This window comes from Frankia sp. AgB32 (genome assembly GCF_023243045.1).
Classification (GTDB): domain Bacteria; phylum Actinomycetota; class Actinomycetes; order Frankiales; family Frankiaceae; genus Frankia.
The window spans coordinates 1-18,682 of the sequence record NZ_JALKFX010000089.1 but is presented as its reverse complement, the minus strand read 5'-3'; the positions used below and the strand labels follow the sequence as shown (position 1 = coordinate 18,682).

The window sequence follows — 18,682 nt, the reverse complement described above, 5'->3', positions numbered from 1 at the left end:
GTTCAGGGCACCGACTCCGCCACCGGCGCCGGTGCCGACATCGGCACCGTAGCGGCCGCGGGGACGGACCTCGGCAGGCGGGCGACTCCGCACCAGCGGTGCAGCTGCTCGCGCAGCGGCGGAAGGTGATCCCCAGCCCAGGCGCAGTAGCCGTCGGGCCTGGACAGCAGCCCCCGGTAGCCGTCGAGTCCGGGGCTGTCGACGATCCGCCCGCGGACCGTCACGAGCCGGTCGGACCAGGGCCCGCAGCCCGAGGCCAGCGCGCCGTCGCCCTGGTCCACCAGGACGAACCGGCCCTCGCGCAGCAGCTCGAACAGGGAGACGGTCGCACCGTCCGCCGAGCGGATCGTGACGTCGGGCAGGCGCCCGCCGACGACGGCGGCATGGCCGCCGCCACGCGGCGGATAGCGCACCGCCAGGCCCGTGAGGTTGCCGGCGATCTCGGCGTTGACCGCCGGGATCGAGGTCAGCGCCGGCACGACCACACGTCGCGCCGCGCGCACCGGCGGCAGGGGTGACATCGCCAACCGGAAGACGCGGTCGGTGACGTGCAGCACGCGGGTCACCCACGGCCGGCGCTCCTGCTCGAAGGTGTCGAGCAGGTCCGGTGACACGCCGCCGCGCACCACGGCGGCGAGCTTCCAGCCCAGGTTGGCCGCGTCGTGCAGCGCCAGGTTCAGGCCCTGGGCGCCGATCGGCGACTGGACGTGGGCGGCGTCGCCCAGGATGAGGACGCGACCGTTGCGGTACGTGCTCGCGCCCCCCTTGCGGAACCGGGCCCGTGACACCCACTGCGGGTCGAAGGCACCCAGGTCGCGGCCGAAGATGCGGCGCAGCGCCGCGCCGATCTCGGTGAGGGTGGCCGGCTCGCTCGCCGGCCGCTGCTCCTCGCGGGTCATCGCCCCCACCCGCCACCGGCCGTCACCGAAGTCGATCGCCACGCCGAGCCCGGCCCGTCCGACCTGGATCAGTGCGCCGTCGGCGGGTGGGTGCCGCAGGCGCAGGTCCGCGAACAGCACCTTGTACGGGTAGACGTCGGTGACGAAGTCGATGCCGGCGCTCGCGCGGACCACGCTGGTGGGCCCGTCGCACCCGACGACGTAGTCCGCGCGCAGCCACTGCTCCGCCGGCCCGCCGCCCAGCGACGCGGCGCCGGCGGAGTCCTCGGCTTCCCGCCGCGGGGCGCCGGGACGGGGTACGTCCGGGCCGGTCGGGCGCCACCGCACGGTCGCCCCGTCGCCGTCCTGGTGCACGCCGAGCACCTCGACTCCACGCCGGATGTCGACCCCCAGTTCGCGGGCGCGGTTCTCCAACAGCTCCTCGGTGACGTGCTGCGGGCAGATGTACACGTTGGGGAAGCGGGTGGGCAGCCGGCGGAACTGGATGCGCGTGGCGCCGATCGTCATCCGGAAATGGCCGACGGGGTTGGCCCGGGCCAGGAACTCGTCCGCCATTCCCCGCATGGCCAGCAGCTCCAGCGACCGCGCGTGCAGCCCGACCGCCCGGGACATGGTCGCCGGCCGCGCGCGGCGCTCGAGCACCGTGACGCGAACACCGGCGAGACCCAGCTCCGTGGCCAGGTGCAGCCCGCCCGGACCCGCCCCGATGATGACGACCTCACGCTTGGTTCTGGCGCTCACGGGTGCCTCCCACACGTCGACCCAAGAACTCTACGCTCGTTGAATTTACCGGGAAAATGCCTGCGATGCAAGGCTTTTTCACTCACCGCAAGAAGTCTTGACTCGTTGAACTCAACGCTCGTAGACTTATTTTCAGTCACACTCTGCTGTCAACCATGACGGCCGCCGGGTCGTCACCTGGAGGCTCAGATGAGCAGCAATCCACCCCCCGACGCGCCCTCGGTCGAGACGAACGACGTCGTGATCCTCGGCGCCGGCATCGCGGGATCGGTCCTGGCGGCTGTGCTCGCCCGCGGCGGCGCCAACGTTCTGATGATCGACGCGGGCACCCATCCGCGGTTCGCCGTCGGAGAGTCGACGATTCCGTACACGTCGATCATGGCGCGGCTGATGGCCGAACGGTACGACGTGCCAGAACTCAAGGCGCTCGGCACCTTCGAGAGCGTGCAGTCGAAAATCGGCCCGACCAGCGGCATCAAGCGCAACTTCGGCTTTCTCTACCACCGCCGGGGCGAGCACCAGAACACCGCCGAGTACAACGAGAACGTCACCCCGAAGATCGCCAACACCGACAGCCACCTGTTCCGCCAGGACGTCGACGCCTGGCTGGTGACGGTGGCGGTCAAGTACGGCGCGCGGATCCGCCAGCAGGTCAGGGTCACCGACGTCGACTTCGACGACTACGGCGCCACCGTCACCGGCGCGAACGGCGAGACCTGGCGCACCCGCTACGTCGTCGACGCCAGCGGCTTCCGCTCCCCGCTCGCACAGAAGTTCGGCCTGCGGGAGGAGCCGAGCCGGCTGCGCCACCACTCGCGGTCCATGTTCACCCACATGGTGGGCGTGACCCCCTACGACGACCTCGTGCCCCGCAAGGCCCACGGCAACTACCGGCGCTGGCACCAGGGGACGCTGCACCACGTCTTCGAGGGCGGGTGGCTGTGGGTGATCCCGTTCAACAACCACCCGATGGCCACGAACCCGCTCGTCAGCGTCGGGCTCACCGTCGACCCACGGGTGCACCCCGATCCCGGCTGCGGCCCCGAGGAGGAGTTCCGCCGTTTCGTGGCGGACTTCCCGAGCATCGCCGGGCAGTTCACCAACGCCCGGCCCGTGCGGGAATGGGTCTCGACCGGCCGCCTGCAGTACTCGTCGCGGCAGACCATCGGCGACCGCTGGTGCCTCATGTCGCACGCCGCCGGATTCATCGACCCCCTTTTCTCCCGCGGCCTGTCGAACACGTTCGACGTCATCAACGCGCTGGCGTGGCGGCTGCTGGACGCGCTGCGCGACGACGACTTCTCGGTGGAGCGGTTCGCCCTGGTCGAGAAGCTCGAGCAGGGGCTGCTCGACTTCAACGACGACCTGGTCGCGAACTCGTTCACCGCGTTCTCCGACTACGACCTGTGGAACGCCTGGTTCCGGCTGTGGTCGATGCACCAGCGACTGGCGATCTTCGTGATCGGCCGGGCCTACGGGAAGTACCGGCTGGCCGGCGACGTCTCGGCGCTCGACGACCTCGAACGCCTCGGGGTGCAGGCCGCGATGCCCGACCACCCGCCGACGCAGGAGCTGTACGCCAGGGCCAGCCAGGAGATCCGGGCGGTCGCGGCCGGGACGACGCGGCCCGCGGACGCGGCGGCGCGCATCATGGCCCTGCTCGACGACGCGGACTTCCTGCCCCGGGCGATGGGTCTGCACGACCCCCACCACCGGACCATCCACGCCTCGGGCCCCACCGTCGCCCGGGTGCTGCGCTGGTCGCGCCGCAGCCCCTCGTCCGAGGTGGCCGACCTGTTCTACGACGGGATCACGCAGGTCATCCGGCTCCGGCTGGCCCGCGGCGAGTTCGCCTTCGGCGCGGAACTGAAGCACGCCGTCGCCGGGCTGCCCGTGCTCGGACGGCCCTTCCGCGCCGACACCGGCTGGTAGGAGCAGCACCACCCGCGACAGGGGCCCGCGGGATCGGGGTGCGTCCTCAGAAGGCCGGCGCGGCCGAGGGCGCGCGCAGGGTTCCCAGGTACGGGTACCACAGATGGCCGGGATCGTTCTCGACAGCCGAGACGATCTCGCGCATCGCGCTCAGCGCGGCCGGCTCCTCGTCGTCGTAGACGTCGCCCTGCAGCATCTTCAGCACGTCGAGCCGGTAACGCGGGTCCTGCACGAACGCGGTGAAGAGAATGTTGAGCCGGTAGTAGATGGAAATGAACTCGTACCAGTTGCGGACTCCCCGCCGCAGCGCCTCCTCGTACGCGCCGAACCGCTCCCGCCGGTAGTCACCGGCGGCGTGGGCGGCGATGATGTCCATGGCCGCGATGCGGGCGCTGTTCAGCGCCACGCTCACCCCGCTGGAGAAGATGGGGTCGACGAAACGCGCGGCATCGCCGATCATGAGGAACCGGTCGCCGCAGATCTGGCGCATGGCGTAGCTGTAATCGCCCTCGGCCTTGAAATCGCGAATCCGATCGGCCTGCTTGAGGGCTTCCAGCAGGTCCGGCCGGGAGGAGATACAGTCCCAGAAGAACTGGTCCCGGTCGGCGTTCGCCGCCGTGAACCGCGCCTTCTGCGTCACCACGCCGACGCTGGTCACCGTGTCGGTGATGGGAATCTGCCACACCCACGTGTCCTGGATCGGCAGGAAGTGGATGTAGATGTAGTCGGTCTGCTCCGGATCGCTGGCCAGCGCCCGGCGGTCCAGGCCCTCGAACCAGGTGTGCAGCGCGTACTGGTTGAACACCGGGTCGGGCACCTTGACCTTCAGCTGCCGGCCCAGCATCGTGTGCCGCCCCGACGCGTCGACCACCATCCGGGACGACGCCTCGAACGGGTGGCCGTCGCGCCGGCCCGTCAGCAGCACCAGGCCGTCCTCGCGGTCGAGGTCCACCTGCTGCACCCGGGCGTTCTCGTAGACCGTGGCGCCCTCGTCGCGGGCGTGGTCGAGCAGGATCTTGTCGAACCTCCCTCGGTCGACGTGGAAGGTGTACTCCCGGTCGACCCCGGCCTGGTCGCGCTCCTTGAACTGGATCTCGGCTGCCCGGAAGTCATGCAGCAGGCCACTGAACCCGTTGTGCGGGACGTTGCGCGACTCGGCCGACGTCCAGGCCGCTCCGTACTTCTTGGGGAATCCGGCCGCCTCGACCTTCGGCATCGCGCCCGTCTGCAGCAGCACCGGGGTCGTGGCCGGAACGAGCGACTCCCCCACGTGCTCACGGGGAAACGTCTCGCTCTCGAAGACGCCGACCGACAGACCGGCCTGGACGAGGTAGGCCGCGGCCGTGGAGCCCGCGGGCCCGCCGCCGATGATGCTCACGTCGAAATCGGGCTCCATCAGAATTCCTTTCGGATCGGGAAACGGAACAACATGGGCCGCGTGGATCCACCGGCGCCTGGGGAAGCCGCCAGGGCGGGGTCAGACCGGGCCGCCGCGACATCGGGACGGGCGCACTAGACGGTGGAGCCGGCGCCGACCTCGTCCACCAGCCGGGCAATGGTCCGCACGCTGTGGAAATCCCGGCCGGTGACCCGGATCGCGGGGACGGCGATGCCGAGCTCGCCGCGGATGTAGCCGAGCAGCGTGGCGGTGTTGAGCGAGGTGAGAATGCCCCATTCCAGCAGCGGGCTGTCCAGCGTCAGCTCGCCGCGCGGGTCGCCGTCGAGAAAGTTCTTCTGGATGAAGACGAGGATGTCCTCGGAGACGTTCCGGTCCTGTGACACATCCACTCCTAGGCGGGTTGTTGATCGGTGGTCACGCCGGTCGGGGCACCGCTCCAGGTCCCGTACCGCCGACGCCAGTAGACGAGCGGGTCGGCCTCGGCCCCGGCGCTGCGGCGCACGAGACCGATGACGATGGTGTGGGTGCCGGCGAAGACCTCGGCGTGGAGGTGGCAGTCGATCGAGACGGCCGCGTCGGCCAGCACCGGCAGGCCCGAGACGGGGCTGGGCTCCCAGCCGACCCCGTCGAACTTGTTCGGCGAGGCCGACGCGAACGTGTCGGACACGGCGTGCTGTTCGGCCCGCAGCAGGTTCACCACGAAGCCGCCGCTGCGCCGGATCGCCTCCAGGCTGCGGTTGCGCCGGTTGACGCAGGCGAGCAGCAGCGGCGGATCCATCGACAGGCTGCACACCGCGCTGCACGTCAGGCCGCGCGGCCGGCCATGGTCGTCGAGCGCCGTCACCACCGAGACGGGCGCCGGGAACAGGGACATCATCGAGCGGAAGGCGTCCACGTCCCCCGACGGCCGGATCGTCGCCGCGCGCAGCCGCATGCGCTGCCCCGCCGGGGGGTGCCCCAGCCGCCCGCGCAGGTCCCGCAGGGACCGTGTCCGGCGCAGGTCCCGCAGCAGACCCGGGACGTCGCGCAGGCTGGCCGCGCCCGCTCGCCAGGCGGGTGGTGGGGCGACCAGGGCGGGGCGGCTCATGGCGTCGCCTCCCGGCCGGCCGCGGCGGGTCGGGCCGGCCCGGCGACCGCGGCGACCGGGCGCTCGCGGGCGAGCCGCCGCCGGTCGACCTTGCCGTTGTCGTTGCGGGGCAGGCTCTCCACGAGGTGGATCTCGTCCGGGATCATGTACCGGGGCAGGCGGGCGGCGATGTGTCCCCGCAGCTCCAGCGGGCCCGGGTCGTGCCCCGCCCGGGGGACGGCGAACGCGAGCAGCTGGGCCTCGGCGCCCTGCCCGCCGGCGACGACGGCCGCCTGGTAGATGCCGGGATGCGCGGCCAGGGCCGCCTCGACCTCCCCCAGCTCAATCCGATGACCGCGGATCTTGACCATGTGGTCGCGCCGGCCGACGTAGTCGAAGCCGCCGTCGGGCCGCAGGCGCACGATGTCCCCGGTGCGGTACGGGCCCTCGTGCGACGGGCGCCCCCAGTACCCGGCCATGACGGTGGGTCCCTCGACGACGAGTTCCCCCTCCTCCCCCGGCCGGACGACGCCCCCGTCGGGGCTCTCGGCCCAGACCCGGTCACCCGACGCCGCCCGGCCGATCGGGACCGGCACGTCACGGGCGAGGTCGTCCGCGCGCACCTCGTGGAAGGTGCAGACGTTGGTCTCGGTCGGGCCGTAAAGATTGAGCAGCCGGGCCGGTGTCCACGCCGCCAGCTCCCGCAGCGGGGCGATCGGGAACGGCTCGCCGGCGAACAGCACCGCCCGCAGGGCCGGCGGCGGAACCCGCGTCAACAGGCCGCCCGCCCGCATCATCAGCATGATCGCGGATGGCACCGAGTACCAGACCGTGATGGCGCTGCCGCGGATGAACTCGGTCAGCTGCGTCGGTGAGAAGGCCAGCTCGGCCGGCACGAGGTGGACGGAGGCCCCGACCGCGAAGGCCGCGTAGATGTCGAGCACCGACAGGTCGAACGTGAGCGGGGCGTGGTTGGCGAACCGGTCGTCCGGGCCGGCCGAGAGCACCTCCGCCGCCCAGTCGACGAACGCCCGCGCGTCGCGATGCCTGATCGACACGCCTTTGGGGACCCCGGTGGAGCCCGAGGTGTAGAGGATGTAGGCGAGGTCGTCCGGTCCCGTCTGGTCGCTCTCGGGCGCGGTCGCGGGGGCGGCCCCGTCCGCCGCGCGGGCCCGCAGGTCGAGCGTCGGGCAGGTGGGCGCCAGCCGGTCGCGCAGCAGGGCGCTCCGCTCCGGCGTCGTGGCGACCGCCCGCGCCCCGCAGTCGCGGGCGACCAGGGCCGCCCGCTCGGCTGGCGTCTGCTCGTCGAGCGGGACGTAGACGGCGCCCAGGCGCAGCACCGCCTGGAACGCGGCGATGACGCGGGTCGTCTTGTGCGACCAGATGACCACCCGGTCGCCCCGGCCGACCCCGACCGCGCGCAGATCGGCGGCGAGGGCGTCGGCTGCCCGGTCGAGTTCACCGTAGGTGAGACGTCCGTCGGGCCCGGCGACGGCGGGAGCGTCCGGCCGGCGCGCCGCGCCCTGACGCAGGTAGTCGTGCAGGACAGTCACAGTCCGACCTCCCGGGCGACGAGCTCGCGCTGGATATCCGTGCTGCCGGAGAAGATCGTGCTGGGGACGGCGTCCCGCAGGTCCTGCTCGACGCCGTGCTCGGCGAGGTAGCCGGCACCTCCGAAGATCTCGATGGCCGCCAGGCTGTTCGCGACGGCGGCCTCGGACGTGACGATCTTCGCGATGGCGGCCGCCTCGGCGGAGCCGCGTCCCTCGTCGAGCAGCCAGCAGGCTCGGTAGAGCAGCAGTCGCGCCGCGGCGAGCCGCTCCTTCATCCGGACGATCCGATGGGAGACCGCCTGGAACCTGCCGATCGCCTGGCCGAACTGGCTCCGCTTGCGGGCGTGCGTGACGCACCGGTCGAGCTGGCGCTCCATCCGGCCCAGGTAGATCGCGGGCAGGCAGGCCCGTTCCCAGGCCATGGAGTGTTGGAAGATCGCGGCGCCTTGGCCCTCGTCCCCCAGTCGGTACGCGACGGGGACGCGGCAGCCGTCGAACGCCACCCGGCCGGCCGGGCAGGCGTTGAGACCCATCTTGTCGAACGGGGTGGATCGGGTGACGCCGGCGAGGGTGGTCGGGACGACGAACGCGCTGAGGCCGAGGAAACCCGCGCGGGGGTCGGTGGTCGCGTAGGTGACGATCAGGTCGGCGGCCGGCGCGTTGCTGGCGAACGACTTCTCGCCGTCGAGGACGTAGTGGTCGCCGTCGCGCCGGGCCCGCATGGCGAGGTGCCCGACGTCCGAGCCGGCCTCCTCCTCGGTCATCGCGTTCGCCGCGACCGCCCGGCCGGCGGCGAGATCGGACAGCAGGCGGTGGCGGACCTCGTCCTGGGCGAAGTCGCGGACGGGAACGGCGCAAGCGAGCAGGTGGGCGGCGACCGCGAACGCCAGGCCCGTGTCACCGCCCAACCGCGTGAACGTCTGCAGCGCGAGGGCGGTGTCCAGGGCGCCCAGCCCGCCGCCGTCCGATGCGGCGGGCAGGCAGAGCCCGGTCAGCCCAAGCTCGGCCGCGATGCGCCATTCGTCTGGGTCGAAGGGGCCGGCGGGGCGGGACGCCTCCTGCGGCGTCCCGAGCCGGTGGCGGATCTCGCCGGCCAGGCGGTCGATCCGGTCGCGCTGGTGGGGAGTCAGGTCGAAGTGCACGGTCGAGTCTCCAAGGGTCTCGGGAATGGAGGCCGAACCCCTTCACCGGGATTTCAACACCCGATGACATCTGCGACCGCCACGCTAGGCGAGTCCCGATAATTCGTCAATCGGTGACTTCGGTGGCCGAGGTGATCCCGAGCCGATCCGGGCCTGACCGGATCGTCAGCGGGTGGCGCCGTCCGCGGGGCGGCGGCCGGCGCGCGACCTGGGCTCGGGCGCCCAGGTGCCGCGCTCCCGCCTGGCGGGCCCGCCGGCGTGCGACACCGACGACCCGCCTCGCCGCCGTCGCAATGACGACAGCCGCCAACCCCAGAGGCGGCGGGCCCGGCGCCCGGAGAGGACCGCGGGCACGCCAAACCGGCGGTGCCCCGCGCTCAGCGGCCGCGACTCGTCCGGCGAGCACACACCGGCCCGCTCCGCGAGCACGGTTGCGAACGCCTTTGCAGACGAGATTGCCCTGTCAGGAGACCTGAAGCACCAGGGTCACCCGCCAGGCGAGATCGCTGCCCCGATCAGCGCAGGAGAACTCCTGGTGGAGGTAGAGCATTCGGGTGCGGCTGCTGCCGTCGCGGTCAAGTTGTTCGAGATACTGGGCGGCTTCACGCAGCGGGTGATAAGGCGTCTCACCGAAGAAGTGGACAGCCCGACAGGCCGTCTGGGCGGAGCTCCCCGAATAGGCTGCGAGCGAGTTCAGTCCCCGCCCCTGCTGTGCGTTCATCGACCTCGACTCCGTACCGTCGTAAGGCCGCGCATCGACTTCCCCGAAGACCGGCTATTCGCGATGGCGATGTGGTTTCTCGCGCAACCAGCTTGCCGGCTTCCTCACGCGACCGCGGCGGGCAGTACATGAAGAGACGCCAGGACTTCCGACGGGGATCAGGGTCTGGCATCGCACCACAGCGCGGACGAGGCCGAAGTAATACCTGGTCGACCCGCGGCGGAGATCTGCCCGTTCACCGCCGCCGGTATCATGACTGGGCGATCGATCATCACCCTGCGACAAGTGACACACCAAACCGCGCCAGAACGATGCACGCGTTTGGTGGGCAACCACATACGGATAGCGTACAAGCGGTGCCGCCCGGCGCAAGCGCTATCTGATTGGGGCTCGTCACGGACCGGAGCCTGATTATCACCCCATGCGCTCACTCAACTACTCCGAGCTTAGGTGGCGGGGCTTCAGGCCACCCGGAAAGGTGACCCAGATCCCAGTCATGTAGGTCGCGCCGAGCGATCCACCTGTTTCGGTCGGTCGGTCACTACCCCAGCCGGCCCCGACCGGTGCCGCCTAGCAGGCAACATGGGCGGCCCCCCCGATATGGCCGGCGCGGCCGGCCCCGAGTCGCGGATGTTTACCTGCCGTTTTCCATGGACCGGCCGGCCTGTCGCCCTTCCGACAAGTCGCCGCGCGGGTCGCACCGCCGGATGGCGGTGCCGTCAACGCGGCTCAGCCCGCACCCAACCGCCGCCCATGCCTTCCACCGCGACCCCGCGGACCGGCCCGCCCCGAGGGCCCGGGCTCGACACCCCGGCCGCACCGCCCGCCCGCGGCCCGGGCCCCTGGGGCGCCATCCGCTCCCGGCGGCGACCCGATGTCCGTGCCGGTCGACGCCGGAAACGGTCTGGCGTCAGTGCCCGGGCGCCGACAGCTGGCACCGGCGGGGACGGTCACTCAGGCCGAGACCGGCGCACGGAGCAGATGCTCGGCCAGGAAGGCGGCCATCGCGCTCGTCGTCGCCGTCCCGCGAAGGTGCGGGCTGAAATGGTCGGCGCCGTTGACGGTCAGGAACACCGCCTCCGCGCCCGCGCCCCGGACCGCGGCGGCGAGCATCGCGCTCTGCTCCCACGGCACCGCCGTGTCCTCGTCGCCGTGAATGATGAGGAACGGCGGACAGTCCGCGCCGACGAAGGTGATCGGATTTGCCAGTCGGGTCAGTTCCGGCCGCTGCTGGATTGGGAAACCCATCAGCCGCGACTCGAAGGAGTCCGGAGTATCGATCTCCCGGATCCGGTCCGGCCGGCGTTCCAGCTGAGCCTGCCCGGCCAGCAGGTCGCTGTGGCAGGCCACCGCCACGGCGGCCTGCACGGCGCTGGAGTACTCGGTGTTCCCGCCGATCGAGCCCTCGATTTCCGGCGCGTTTCCCGAGGTACCGAGCAGGGCGCTCAGGTGGCCGCCGGCCGATTCTCCCAGGGCCCCGATACGCTCGCCGTCGACGCCGATCTCGTCGGCGTGCGCCCGCAGCCAGCGCACCGCACCCTTGACGTCGTGGATCTGGGCCGGATAGACCGCCTGTTGGCTCAGTCGATACTCGACACTGGCGACCGCGAGACCCTGCGCCACCACCTTGGCGATATAGGTGTCATACGTTCCCTCATCGATTTCCTTGCTTCCTGAGCACCAGGCGCCACCATGTATCCAAATCACCAGTGGTGGTGGCAACGGGCGCTCGTCCGGCAGATGAAGGTCGAGCCGCAGGGAGTGACCGTCGACCCGGGCGAACTCGATTTCGCTCACGATCCGCATGAGACGAGTCTAACGATGGTGACCGACCGCCGGGAGGCGCACCGCGGATGTCGCGACTTTTCGCTTTGCCGTGCCTGATGGTGATAGCGAGATATGCCGACCTGCTGTACCTGTGCCCACAGGTGCGGGATAACGCGGGGAGAAGTGGACAAACGTTCGTCCAGGCCGAGTTCGCCCCGCTCACGAGCGGCAGGCGATCATCCCGGAAACCCGCGCGGCGCCCGCGACGAAGCACCGTGGCGCCCGGGTCCGCCGTCACCGACGCGCGTTCCAGCCGGGCCGCCGACGGCCGGGCCGGAGCTGAGCGATGCCGCCGTGGCCCGACCCGGGCGCCCGGGTTCGAGGGGGACGGGGTTCGAGCGGGACCAGGGTTCGCACACGGCCCGGAACTGCTGCCGGAGCCCACACCGAGGTGTCATCGGGGGGCGGGCGCGGCGGACACGGGCTCGGGTACCGCGGCGACCTCCCCACAGACGGCTACCTGCCCGGGGCCTTCAGGGCTGCTCATCCCCCACCAAGGGACGAAGATCACCCCGCGCGCTGTTGCGCGACCCGATAGTCTTGCCGCCAGTCACGATGACTTGGTGAGAGTGAGCGACTGTGGCCCGTGTCCCGGGTGATGAGGAGGCTTCGCGCCCCCCCGCCGCGCCGCGCGCGGATCGTGCCGCATCGGCCGATTCCTTTTCCAAGCGTCACTCCGCCCAGTCCGGTCGGACCGGCCGACGCGCCGGTGACAGCGGCAGCCGACGGGCGATCCTCGATGCTGCGCGCAACCAGTTCGCGGAGCGGGGATACGCTGGCGCCACAATTCGTGGCATAGCGCGCGAGGCGCGCGTCGACCCGGCCCTCGTGCACCATTTTTTTGTCTCGAAACAGGGGGTCTTCTCAGCCGCGATCCGCCAGGTGCTCGACGTTGTCGAGGCGGAAATGGCGAGCACCGAGGTCGAGTCCGACAACGCCGGCGAACAGGTGGTTCGACTTTTTCTCCAGCTGTGGGAGAACCCCACCACCGGTCGACCCCTGCTCGGCGTCCTGCGCTCGGCGGTGAGCCACGAGGAGTCGGGCCAGCTGCTGCGGGAGTTCGTCAGCGGCGAGATCCTCGGCCGGGTGCTGGGGAAGTCACCGCAGATCATCGACGACGACACCCGGGCGGCCCTCGTCGGTTCGCAGCTCGTCGGGCTGGCCATGCTGCGCTACATCGTGCAGGTCGAGCCGCTGTGCCAGCTCCCCCCGGAGGAGATCGTGCGCCGGGTGGGCCCGGTCGTGCAGTACTACGTCACGGGCCAGCTCACCGCCGAGTCGGGCTGACCGGGGCCGGGCTCCCGCGAAGGTGAACGCCGCGGCACGACCGCGGCCGTAAGACTCGGACATCCGCCGCCGGTGCCGGCGCGATGCCGTGACGTCCCATGCCCGACGTCCCATGCCGTGGCAGCCAGGTCCCAGGTCGTGCCGTCCCGAGCGGCGGCGCGGTGCCGTGCGGCGTCCTGCCGGGCCGACTCCGGCGGGCGCCGGCCGTCCCTCCTCACCGTTTGACATCTAATTCAACGATCGTAGAATTCATCACGTCATGAAATGTGCGGCCGCCGTAGGTGAGGAGCGCGCATGCGTAACGCCCAACCCCCCGACGCCTCGTCCGGCCGGCGCCGGGCCGACTACCGGCCCCCTTCCGTCGCGGTGATCGGCACCGGCTGCCGCTTTCCCGGTGGGGTGGTCGACCGGGCGTCCCTGTGGGATCTGCTCGCCACCGGCAGCGACGCCCTCGACCCCGTACCGGCCGACCGCTGGCCCGACCATTTTCATGATCCGGACCCGGCGAGACCCGGCACCATGTACAGCGACCGCGGCGGCTTCCTGCCCGACGTCGACCGCTTCGACGCCGAGTTCTTCGGCATCTCCCCCCGCGAAGCCCGCGAGCTGGACCCGCAGCAGCGGCTCGTGCTGGAGGTGGCCTGGGAGGCCATGCAGGACGCGGGCGTCCTGCGAACGGACTGGTCGGGCTCGCGCACGGGTGTCTTCGCCGGTGTGCTGGCCATGGACTACCTGCTGCTGCACGCGAAGACCCGGGGGGTGCGGGGCATCGACCCATACTTCGCCTCCGGCAAGGAGTTCAGCTTCGGCACGGGCCGCCTGTCGTACATCTTCGGCCTGCGAGGCCCGGCGATGACGGTGAACACCGCCTGTTCGTCGGCGCTCATGGCCGTCCACCTGGCCTGCCAGAGTCTGCGGACCGGCGAGTCCGACACGGCCCTGGCCGGCGGGGTCAACACGATCGTGACACCCGAGCTGAGTGTCTTCATGAGCAAGATCCAGGCTGTGTCGCCGTCCGGCCGCTGCCGCCCGTTCGCCGCCGGCGCCGACGGGATCCTCCGCGGTGAGGGCTGCGGCTTCGTCGTCCTCAAGCGGGAGGCCGATGCCATTGCGGACGGGGACCGCGTCCTGGCGGTCATCCGCAGCAGCGCCGCCAACCACGACGGGCACAGCGCCGGTCTGACCGTGCCCAGCGGGTCGGCCCAGCTGGCACTGATCACCGAGGCGCTCCGGTCGGCCGGGGTCGAACCGGACGGGGTCGACTTCGTCGAGGCCCACGGCACCGGGACGCCGCTCGGGGACCCGATCGAACTCGAGGCGCTGGCCGAGGCGATCGGACGCGCGCGGCCCGCCGACCGGCCGCTGCTCATCGGATCGCACAAGGCGAACTTCGGGCACATGGACTCGGCCGCCGGCGCCGCCGGGCTGCTCAAGGCGATCGAGGTCGTCCGGCGCCGGGCGGTCCCACCCCAGATCCACCTCGACCAGCCGACCATGATGATCGACTGGGCCGCGTCCGGCCTGCACGCGCCGACCACGCTGACCGCCCTGCCCGAGCGCGACGGCCCGGCGACCGCCGGGGTCAGCGCGTTCGGGCTGAGCGGGACGAATGTCCACGTGGTCGTGTCCGCACCGCCGACGCTCCCCGACGACGTTCCCGCCACCCGGCCCGTGCCGCTGCTGGTCTCGGCGACCACCGCGGCGGGGCTGGCCCGCCGGGCCGCCCTGTTCGCCGACCTGCTCGCGGCCGGCGACGCGCCGTACGACGACGTCGCCAACACCGCGGCCGTCCGCCGTGACCACGACGGGCACCGGGCCGTCGTGTCGGCCCGCGACGAGGCCGGGACCGTCGCGGCGCTGCGCGCGGTGGCGGCCGGCGCCGGGCACGAGGCCGTGGCCACCGGCGAGGTCGGCGACGCCGACCGTACCCGGCCGACTGTCTTCGCCTTCTCCGGCCAGGGATCCCAGTGGGCCGGTATGGCCCTCGACCTGCGCGATGACCCGATCGTCGGCGGAACGCTGGACGAATGCGACGCGCTGCTGCGGGAGTCGGTCGGCTGGTCGTTGCTCGACCGGCTCGCCGACGGCGCGCGCCTCGCCGACACCGGGACCGCGCAGCCCGCCGTGTTCGCCGTCCAGGTCGCGCTGGCCCGGCTGTGGCGGTCCTGGGGGGTCGAACCGGCGGCGGTCGTGGGGCACAGCATGGGAGAGGTCGCCGCGGCCCACGTGGCCGGCGCGCTCACCCTCGACCAGGCGTGCCGGCTCATCGCCGAACGTGGCCTCATCATGCGGTCCGCGACCGGCTCGGGCCGCATGCTGGCCGTCGAACTGTCCCCCGACGACGCGGCCGGCGTCACCCGTCGGCATCCGGCGGTCTGCGTGGCGACCGTCAACGGGCCGAACTCGGCTGTGCTGGCCGGTCCGGCCACGGCCGTCAGCGCCGTCGCCGAGGAGTTGCGGGCCGCCGGAACACCGGCCGTTCCGCTGCCGGTCGACTACGCCTTCCACAGCCCGGCGGTACGCGAGCACGGCGACCAGGTCGCGGCGGCACTCGCCGGGCTCCGACCGGCCGCCCCGGTCATCCCGCTGCACTCCAGCGTGTTCCCCGACGTCCCCGCCCCGGTGCTGGACGCGGCGTACTGGGGCCACAACGTTCGGGACACGGTGCGGTTCTGGCCGGCGGTCGACACGATCCTCCAGGCGGGCGACGCCAACGTGGTCGAGATCGGTCCTCACCCGGTGCTCACCCGGCCGCTGCGGGACGCGCTGCGGCTGCGCGGGCGCTCCGGTGTCGTCGTCGGCTCGCTCGCCCGCGGGACCGGGGGCCTGGCCGCGCTGACCCGTTCACTGGGCCGGCTGCACCTGGCCGGAACCGCCGTCGACTGGCGCGCCGTCGCCGGCCCGGGCCGCATCGTCGACCTGCCCCGGCACGACTGGCGCGATCAGCGGTTCTGGCTGTCCGGCGTCGAGCGCGGAAGCCAGGGGGACGAGGGCGCGCTGCCGGATGACCTGCGGGCCGAAGTCAGGCTGTACGACGGTCGAGGACGTCTGGCCACCACCCTCACCGGTGACGGCGCGGCAGGGAGCGCACCCACCGCCCCGGGGCTGCCCCATGCCCCGGTACCCGTCCCGGCGCCGGGGCCGGGGCCGGTGCCGCCCTCGGCCGCGGCAGGGACCGACGGTGGGGGCGACCACGTCGAGCGGATCACCCGGCTGGTGCGGGCGGCGGCGGCCGACGTCCTCGGGCACGACGCGCACACGCGGCTCCCCGACGGGCGCGGCCTGTTCGAGCTGGGTCTGGACTCGCTCACCGCCGTCGAGCTGACCCGGCGCCTCGACGTCCAGTTCGGCTGCTCGCTCGGCTCGACCGCCGTCTTCGAGCACCCGACCGTCCTCGCGCTCGCCGGCCACATCGCGGGGCTGGTCACCGCCGGGACCGCCCGCCTCGGCCCCGTGCCCGGACCGGACCCCACCCCAAGCCCCGCCACGGCCGCCCCTCCCGTTCCCGCCGCCCCTCCCGTTCCCGCGTCTCCGGTCGCGGCCACCGCCGCCCCCGAACCGATCGCGATCGTCGGGATGGCGGTCCGGGTGCCCGGTGCGGAGACCCTGGACGAGTTCTGGCGGCTGCTGTGCGACGGCGGCGACACCACCTCCGAGGTCCCGTCCGGCCGTTGGGACGCGGACGCGCTCCGCGGCGGCGACGGTCCGCTCGCCCCGGGCCGGTCGGCGACGTCCCGGGGCAGCTTCCTGCGCCAGGTCGACGGCTTCGACGCCGGCTTCTTCCGCGTCGCACCGCGGGAGGCGCGGGCGATGGACCCGCAACAACGCCTGTTCCTGGAGGTCGCCTGGGAGGCACTCGAGGATGCCGGACTCACCCGCGAGCATGTCGCCCGCTGGGCGACCGGCGTCTTCGTCGGTCTCAACACCACCGACTACCAGCAGCTGCTGACCCGTCGACCGGAAACCATCGATCTCTACTACGGCACCGGCAACTCGTTCGCCGCGACGGCCGGGCGGCTGTCGTACTTCCTCGGCGCACGCGGACCGAGCATCGCCGTCGACACGGCCTGCTCGTCGTCGCTGACCGCCATCCACCTGGCGTGCCAGAGCCTGCGGGCGGGTGAGGCCGAGGTGGCGATCGCCGGCGGGGCGAACGTCATGGTGACGCCGACCGTCCATCTGGCCATGTCGGCCGGAGGCGCGCTGGCCCCGGACGGCCGGTGCAAGTCGTTCGCCGACACGGCGGACGGTTATGGCCGGGGCGAGGGCGCGGCGGCGCTGGTCCTCAAGCCGCTGTCCGCGGCCCGGACGGACGGCGATCGGGTGTACGGCGTGGTCAGCGGCGGGGCGGTCAACTCCGACGGTGCCAGCGGCGGGCTCACCGTGCCCAGCGGGGAGGCGCAGGAGGCGGTCATCCGGGCCGCGCATGCCCGGGCCGGGCTGGCGCCGGTCGACGTCGACTACGTAGAGGCCCACGGCACAGGAACGCCGCTCGGCGACCCGATCGAGCTACGGGCCCTCGCCGCCGCGCTCGGCGACGGACGCGGACCGGACGCGCCGCTGCTCGTCGGTTCCGTCAAGGCAGACATCGGTCACCTGGAGGCTGCCGCCGGTGTCGTCGGCGTCGTCAAGGTGGCGCTGGCCCTGGACCGCGGGCGGATTCCGCCGCACCGCTACGCCGACCGGCCGACGTCCCGGCTGGACTGGGACGCCGTCCCGCTGCGACTGCCGTCCGGGATGACCCCGTGGCGGAGGAACGGGCGCCCGCGGGCGGCCGGCGTGAGCGCCTTCGGATTCACGGGGACGAACGCGCACGTCGTGGTGGCCGATCCGCCGGGGATCGACGTGTCGGAGTCGGCCCCGGCGCGCCGTCCCGGCGGGACGGGCACCGGCGGGACGCGCGACCGCGCGTTCGTGCTGCCGCTCTCGGCCGCGTCGCCGGCGGCGCTGCGAGCGGTCGCCGGGCGGCTGCGGACGATCGTGGCGGCGGCGGACCCGGCCGGCCTGGTCGACATCTGCTACACGGCCGGCGGCCGGCGGACCCATCACGACGTGCGGGCTGCCGTCGTTGGGCGAGGAGCCAGGGAGCTGGCCCTCGCGCTTGACGCGGTCATGGTGGCGCAGGACGGCGCGACGTCCGCCGCCGGCGTGCCGGGTGGCCCCGCGCCTCGGTTGGCCGTCGTCTTCGGTGACACGCTCGCGCCGCTGCCCTGGGCGCGGCTGCTGGCCGTCGAGCCGGCGTTCGCGGCGGCACTGGCCGCCTGCGACGAGCCGCTGCGCGCCGCGCGCGGGGTGTCCCCGCTCGCCGCCATCCGCGCGGGCGACACCGTCCAGCCCGGGCCTGAGGTCGCCTTCGCCGCCCAGGTCGCCGCCCTCGCCCTCTGGCAGGACCACGGCCTGCGGATCGACGCGGTAGCCGGCACGGGAGTCGGCGAGGCGGTGGCCGCCTACGCCGCGGGCGCGCTGGCGCTCGCCCCGGCGATCGCGCTGCTCGACGGCCCGCCGGCCGCGCCGGACGGTGCGGTCACCGGTCCGCCGCGACTGCCGTGGTTCGCCGCGGTGGGAGGCCGTGTCGACGGGCCGCTGGACGTAGCCGAGCTGGCCCGGCGCACGGTCGGAGCGGCCCGGGCGGCGCAGCCGGGCGCCGCAGCCGGGGCGATGGCGGCGGCGGAGGTCACCGCGGTTCTGGCCGCCGGTGGCGATCCGGCGGTGAGCAACCTGTTCGCCGGTGGCGGCGCAGTCGATCTGACGGCCTGCCTCAAGTCGGACCTCGACCTGTTCACCGCCGGTGCGTCCGCGGCCTTCACCCACGGCTGTCGCCTCGACTGGACCGTGCTGGCCCCCGCCGGGGCGGTGGTGTCGCTGCCGGCCTACCCGTGGCAGCGCCGCCGGTACTGGCTGCCGAACGCCGAACCGCCGGCCGTGCCGGGCCCGGGCCGGTCACCGGCAACGGACGCCGCACCGGCACCGGGAGCGGCGACGGACGCGGAGGCGACCGGCCGGGATACCGGCCAGTCCCCCTTCCTCGGACCGGCGGCGACGCCATCGGCGGCGACTCCCACGGCAGCGGCCTCATCGGCAGCGGCCGCGTCGGCAGCGCCGGCCGGCCCCGACG

11 protein-coding genes and 1 pseudogene are annotated in these 18,682 nt (G+C 72.8%); 4 read left to right on the top strand and 8 right to left on the bottom strand.

Annotation, left to right across the window (positions count from 1 at the left end; all coding sequences use genetic code 11):
- Positions 1-2 precede the first annotated feature (2 nt).
- On the bottom strand, positions 3-1,640 hold the full coding sequence (locus tag MXD60_RS21225) for an FAD-dependent monooxygenase (RefSeq protein ID WP_248821088.1): 1,638 nt from the start codon (positions 1,638-1,640) through the stop codon (positions 3-5).
- A 189-nt stretch (positions 1,641-1,829) separates the two neighbouring features.
- On the opposite strand from MXD60_RS21225, the gene MXD60_RS21220 reads away from it, so the two are divergent.
- Positions 1,830-3,572, top strand: coding sequence for an NAD(P)/FAD-dependent oxidoreductase (locus MXD60_RS21220; RefSeq protein WP_248821087.1), 1,743 nt, complete (start codon positions 1,830-1,832; stop codon positions 3,570-3,572).
- A gap of 46 nt (positions 3,573-3,618) precedes the next feature.
- Here the strand turns inward: MXD60_RS21220 and MXD60_RS21215 are convergent, their stop codons facing one another.
- The 7 genes from MXD60_RS21215 to MXD60_RS21185 form a co-directional block, all read right to left on the bottom strand.
- Complete coding sequence (locus tag MXD60_RS21215) at positions 3,619-4,968, bottom strand: NAD(P)/FAD-dependent oxidoreductase (protein ID WP_248821086.1); 1,350 nt, start codon at positions 4,966-4,968, stop codon at positions 3,619-3,621.
- A 116-nt stretch (positions 4,969-5,084) separates the two neighbouring features.
- Complete coding sequence (locus tag MXD60_RS21210; protein ID WP_248821085.1) at positions 5,085-5,354, bottom strand: phosphopantetheine-binding protein; 270 nt, start codon at positions 5,352-5,354, stop codon at positions 5,085-5,087.
- An 8-nt stretch (positions 5,355-5,362) separates the two neighbouring features.
- The gene (locus MXD60_RS21205; protein ID WP_248821084.1) at positions 5,363-6,058 is read right to left on the bottom strand and encodes a flavin reductase family protein; all 696 of its coding nucleotides are present in this window, start codon (positions 6,056-6,058) and stop codon (positions 5,363-5,365) included.
- Positions 6,055-7,590: an amino acid adenylation domain-containing protein gene (locus tag MXD60_RS21200; protein ID WP_248821083.1), complete on the bottom strand. Its 1,536-nt coding sequence runs from the start codon at positions 7,588-7,590 to the stop codon at positions 6,055-6,057. The genes MXD60_RS21205 and MXD60_RS21200 overlap by 4 nt, the downstream gene beginning before the upstream one ends.
- Positions 7,587-8,732: an acyl-CoA dehydrogenase family protein gene (locus MXD60_RS21195; protein ID WP_248821082.1), complete on the bottom strand. Its 1,146-nt coding sequence runs from the start codon at positions 8,730-8,732 to the stop codon at positions 7,587-7,589. The genes MXD60_RS21200 and MXD60_RS21195 overlap by 4 nt, the downstream gene beginning before the upstream one ends.
- A 463-nt stretch (positions 8,733-9,195) precedes the next feature.
- A complete protein-coding gene (locus tag MXD60_RS21190) occupies positions 9,196-9,453 on the bottom strand; it encodes a hypothetical protein (protein ID WP_248821081.1) in 258 nt (85 codons plus the stop codon).
- Between the two features lie 954 nt (positions 9,454-10,407).
- Positions 10,408-11,259, bottom strand: a complete 852-nt coding sequence (locus MXD60_RS21185; protein WP_248821080.1) for an alpha/beta hydrolase — start codon at positions 11,257-11,259, stop codon at positions 10,408-10,410.
- 600 nt (positions 11,260-11,859) lie between these two features.
- Here MXD60_RS21185 and MXD60_RS30010 point away from each other — a divergent pair.
- From MXD60_RS30010 to MXD60_RS21175, 3 genes and pseudogenes are all read left to right on the top strand, one after another.
- Positions 11,860-12,141: pseudogene (locus MXD60_RS30010) on the top strand (helix-turn-helix domain-containing protein); the annotation flags it as partial.
- Between the two features lie 21 nt (positions 12,142-12,162).
- Positions 12,163-12,567 (top strand): TetR/AcrR family transcriptional regulator, encoded by a 405-nt coding sequence (locus MXD60_RS21180; RefSeq protein ID WP_248821079.1) that lies wholly within the window; start codon positions 12,163-12,165, stop codon positions 12,565-12,567.
- A 294-nt stretch (positions 12,568-12,861) separates the two neighbouring features.
- Positions 12,862-18,682, top strand: a 5,821-nt coding sequence (locus tag MXD60_RS21175; protein WP_248821078.1) for a type I polyketide synthase, incomplete at its 3' end; no start/stop codon positions are given.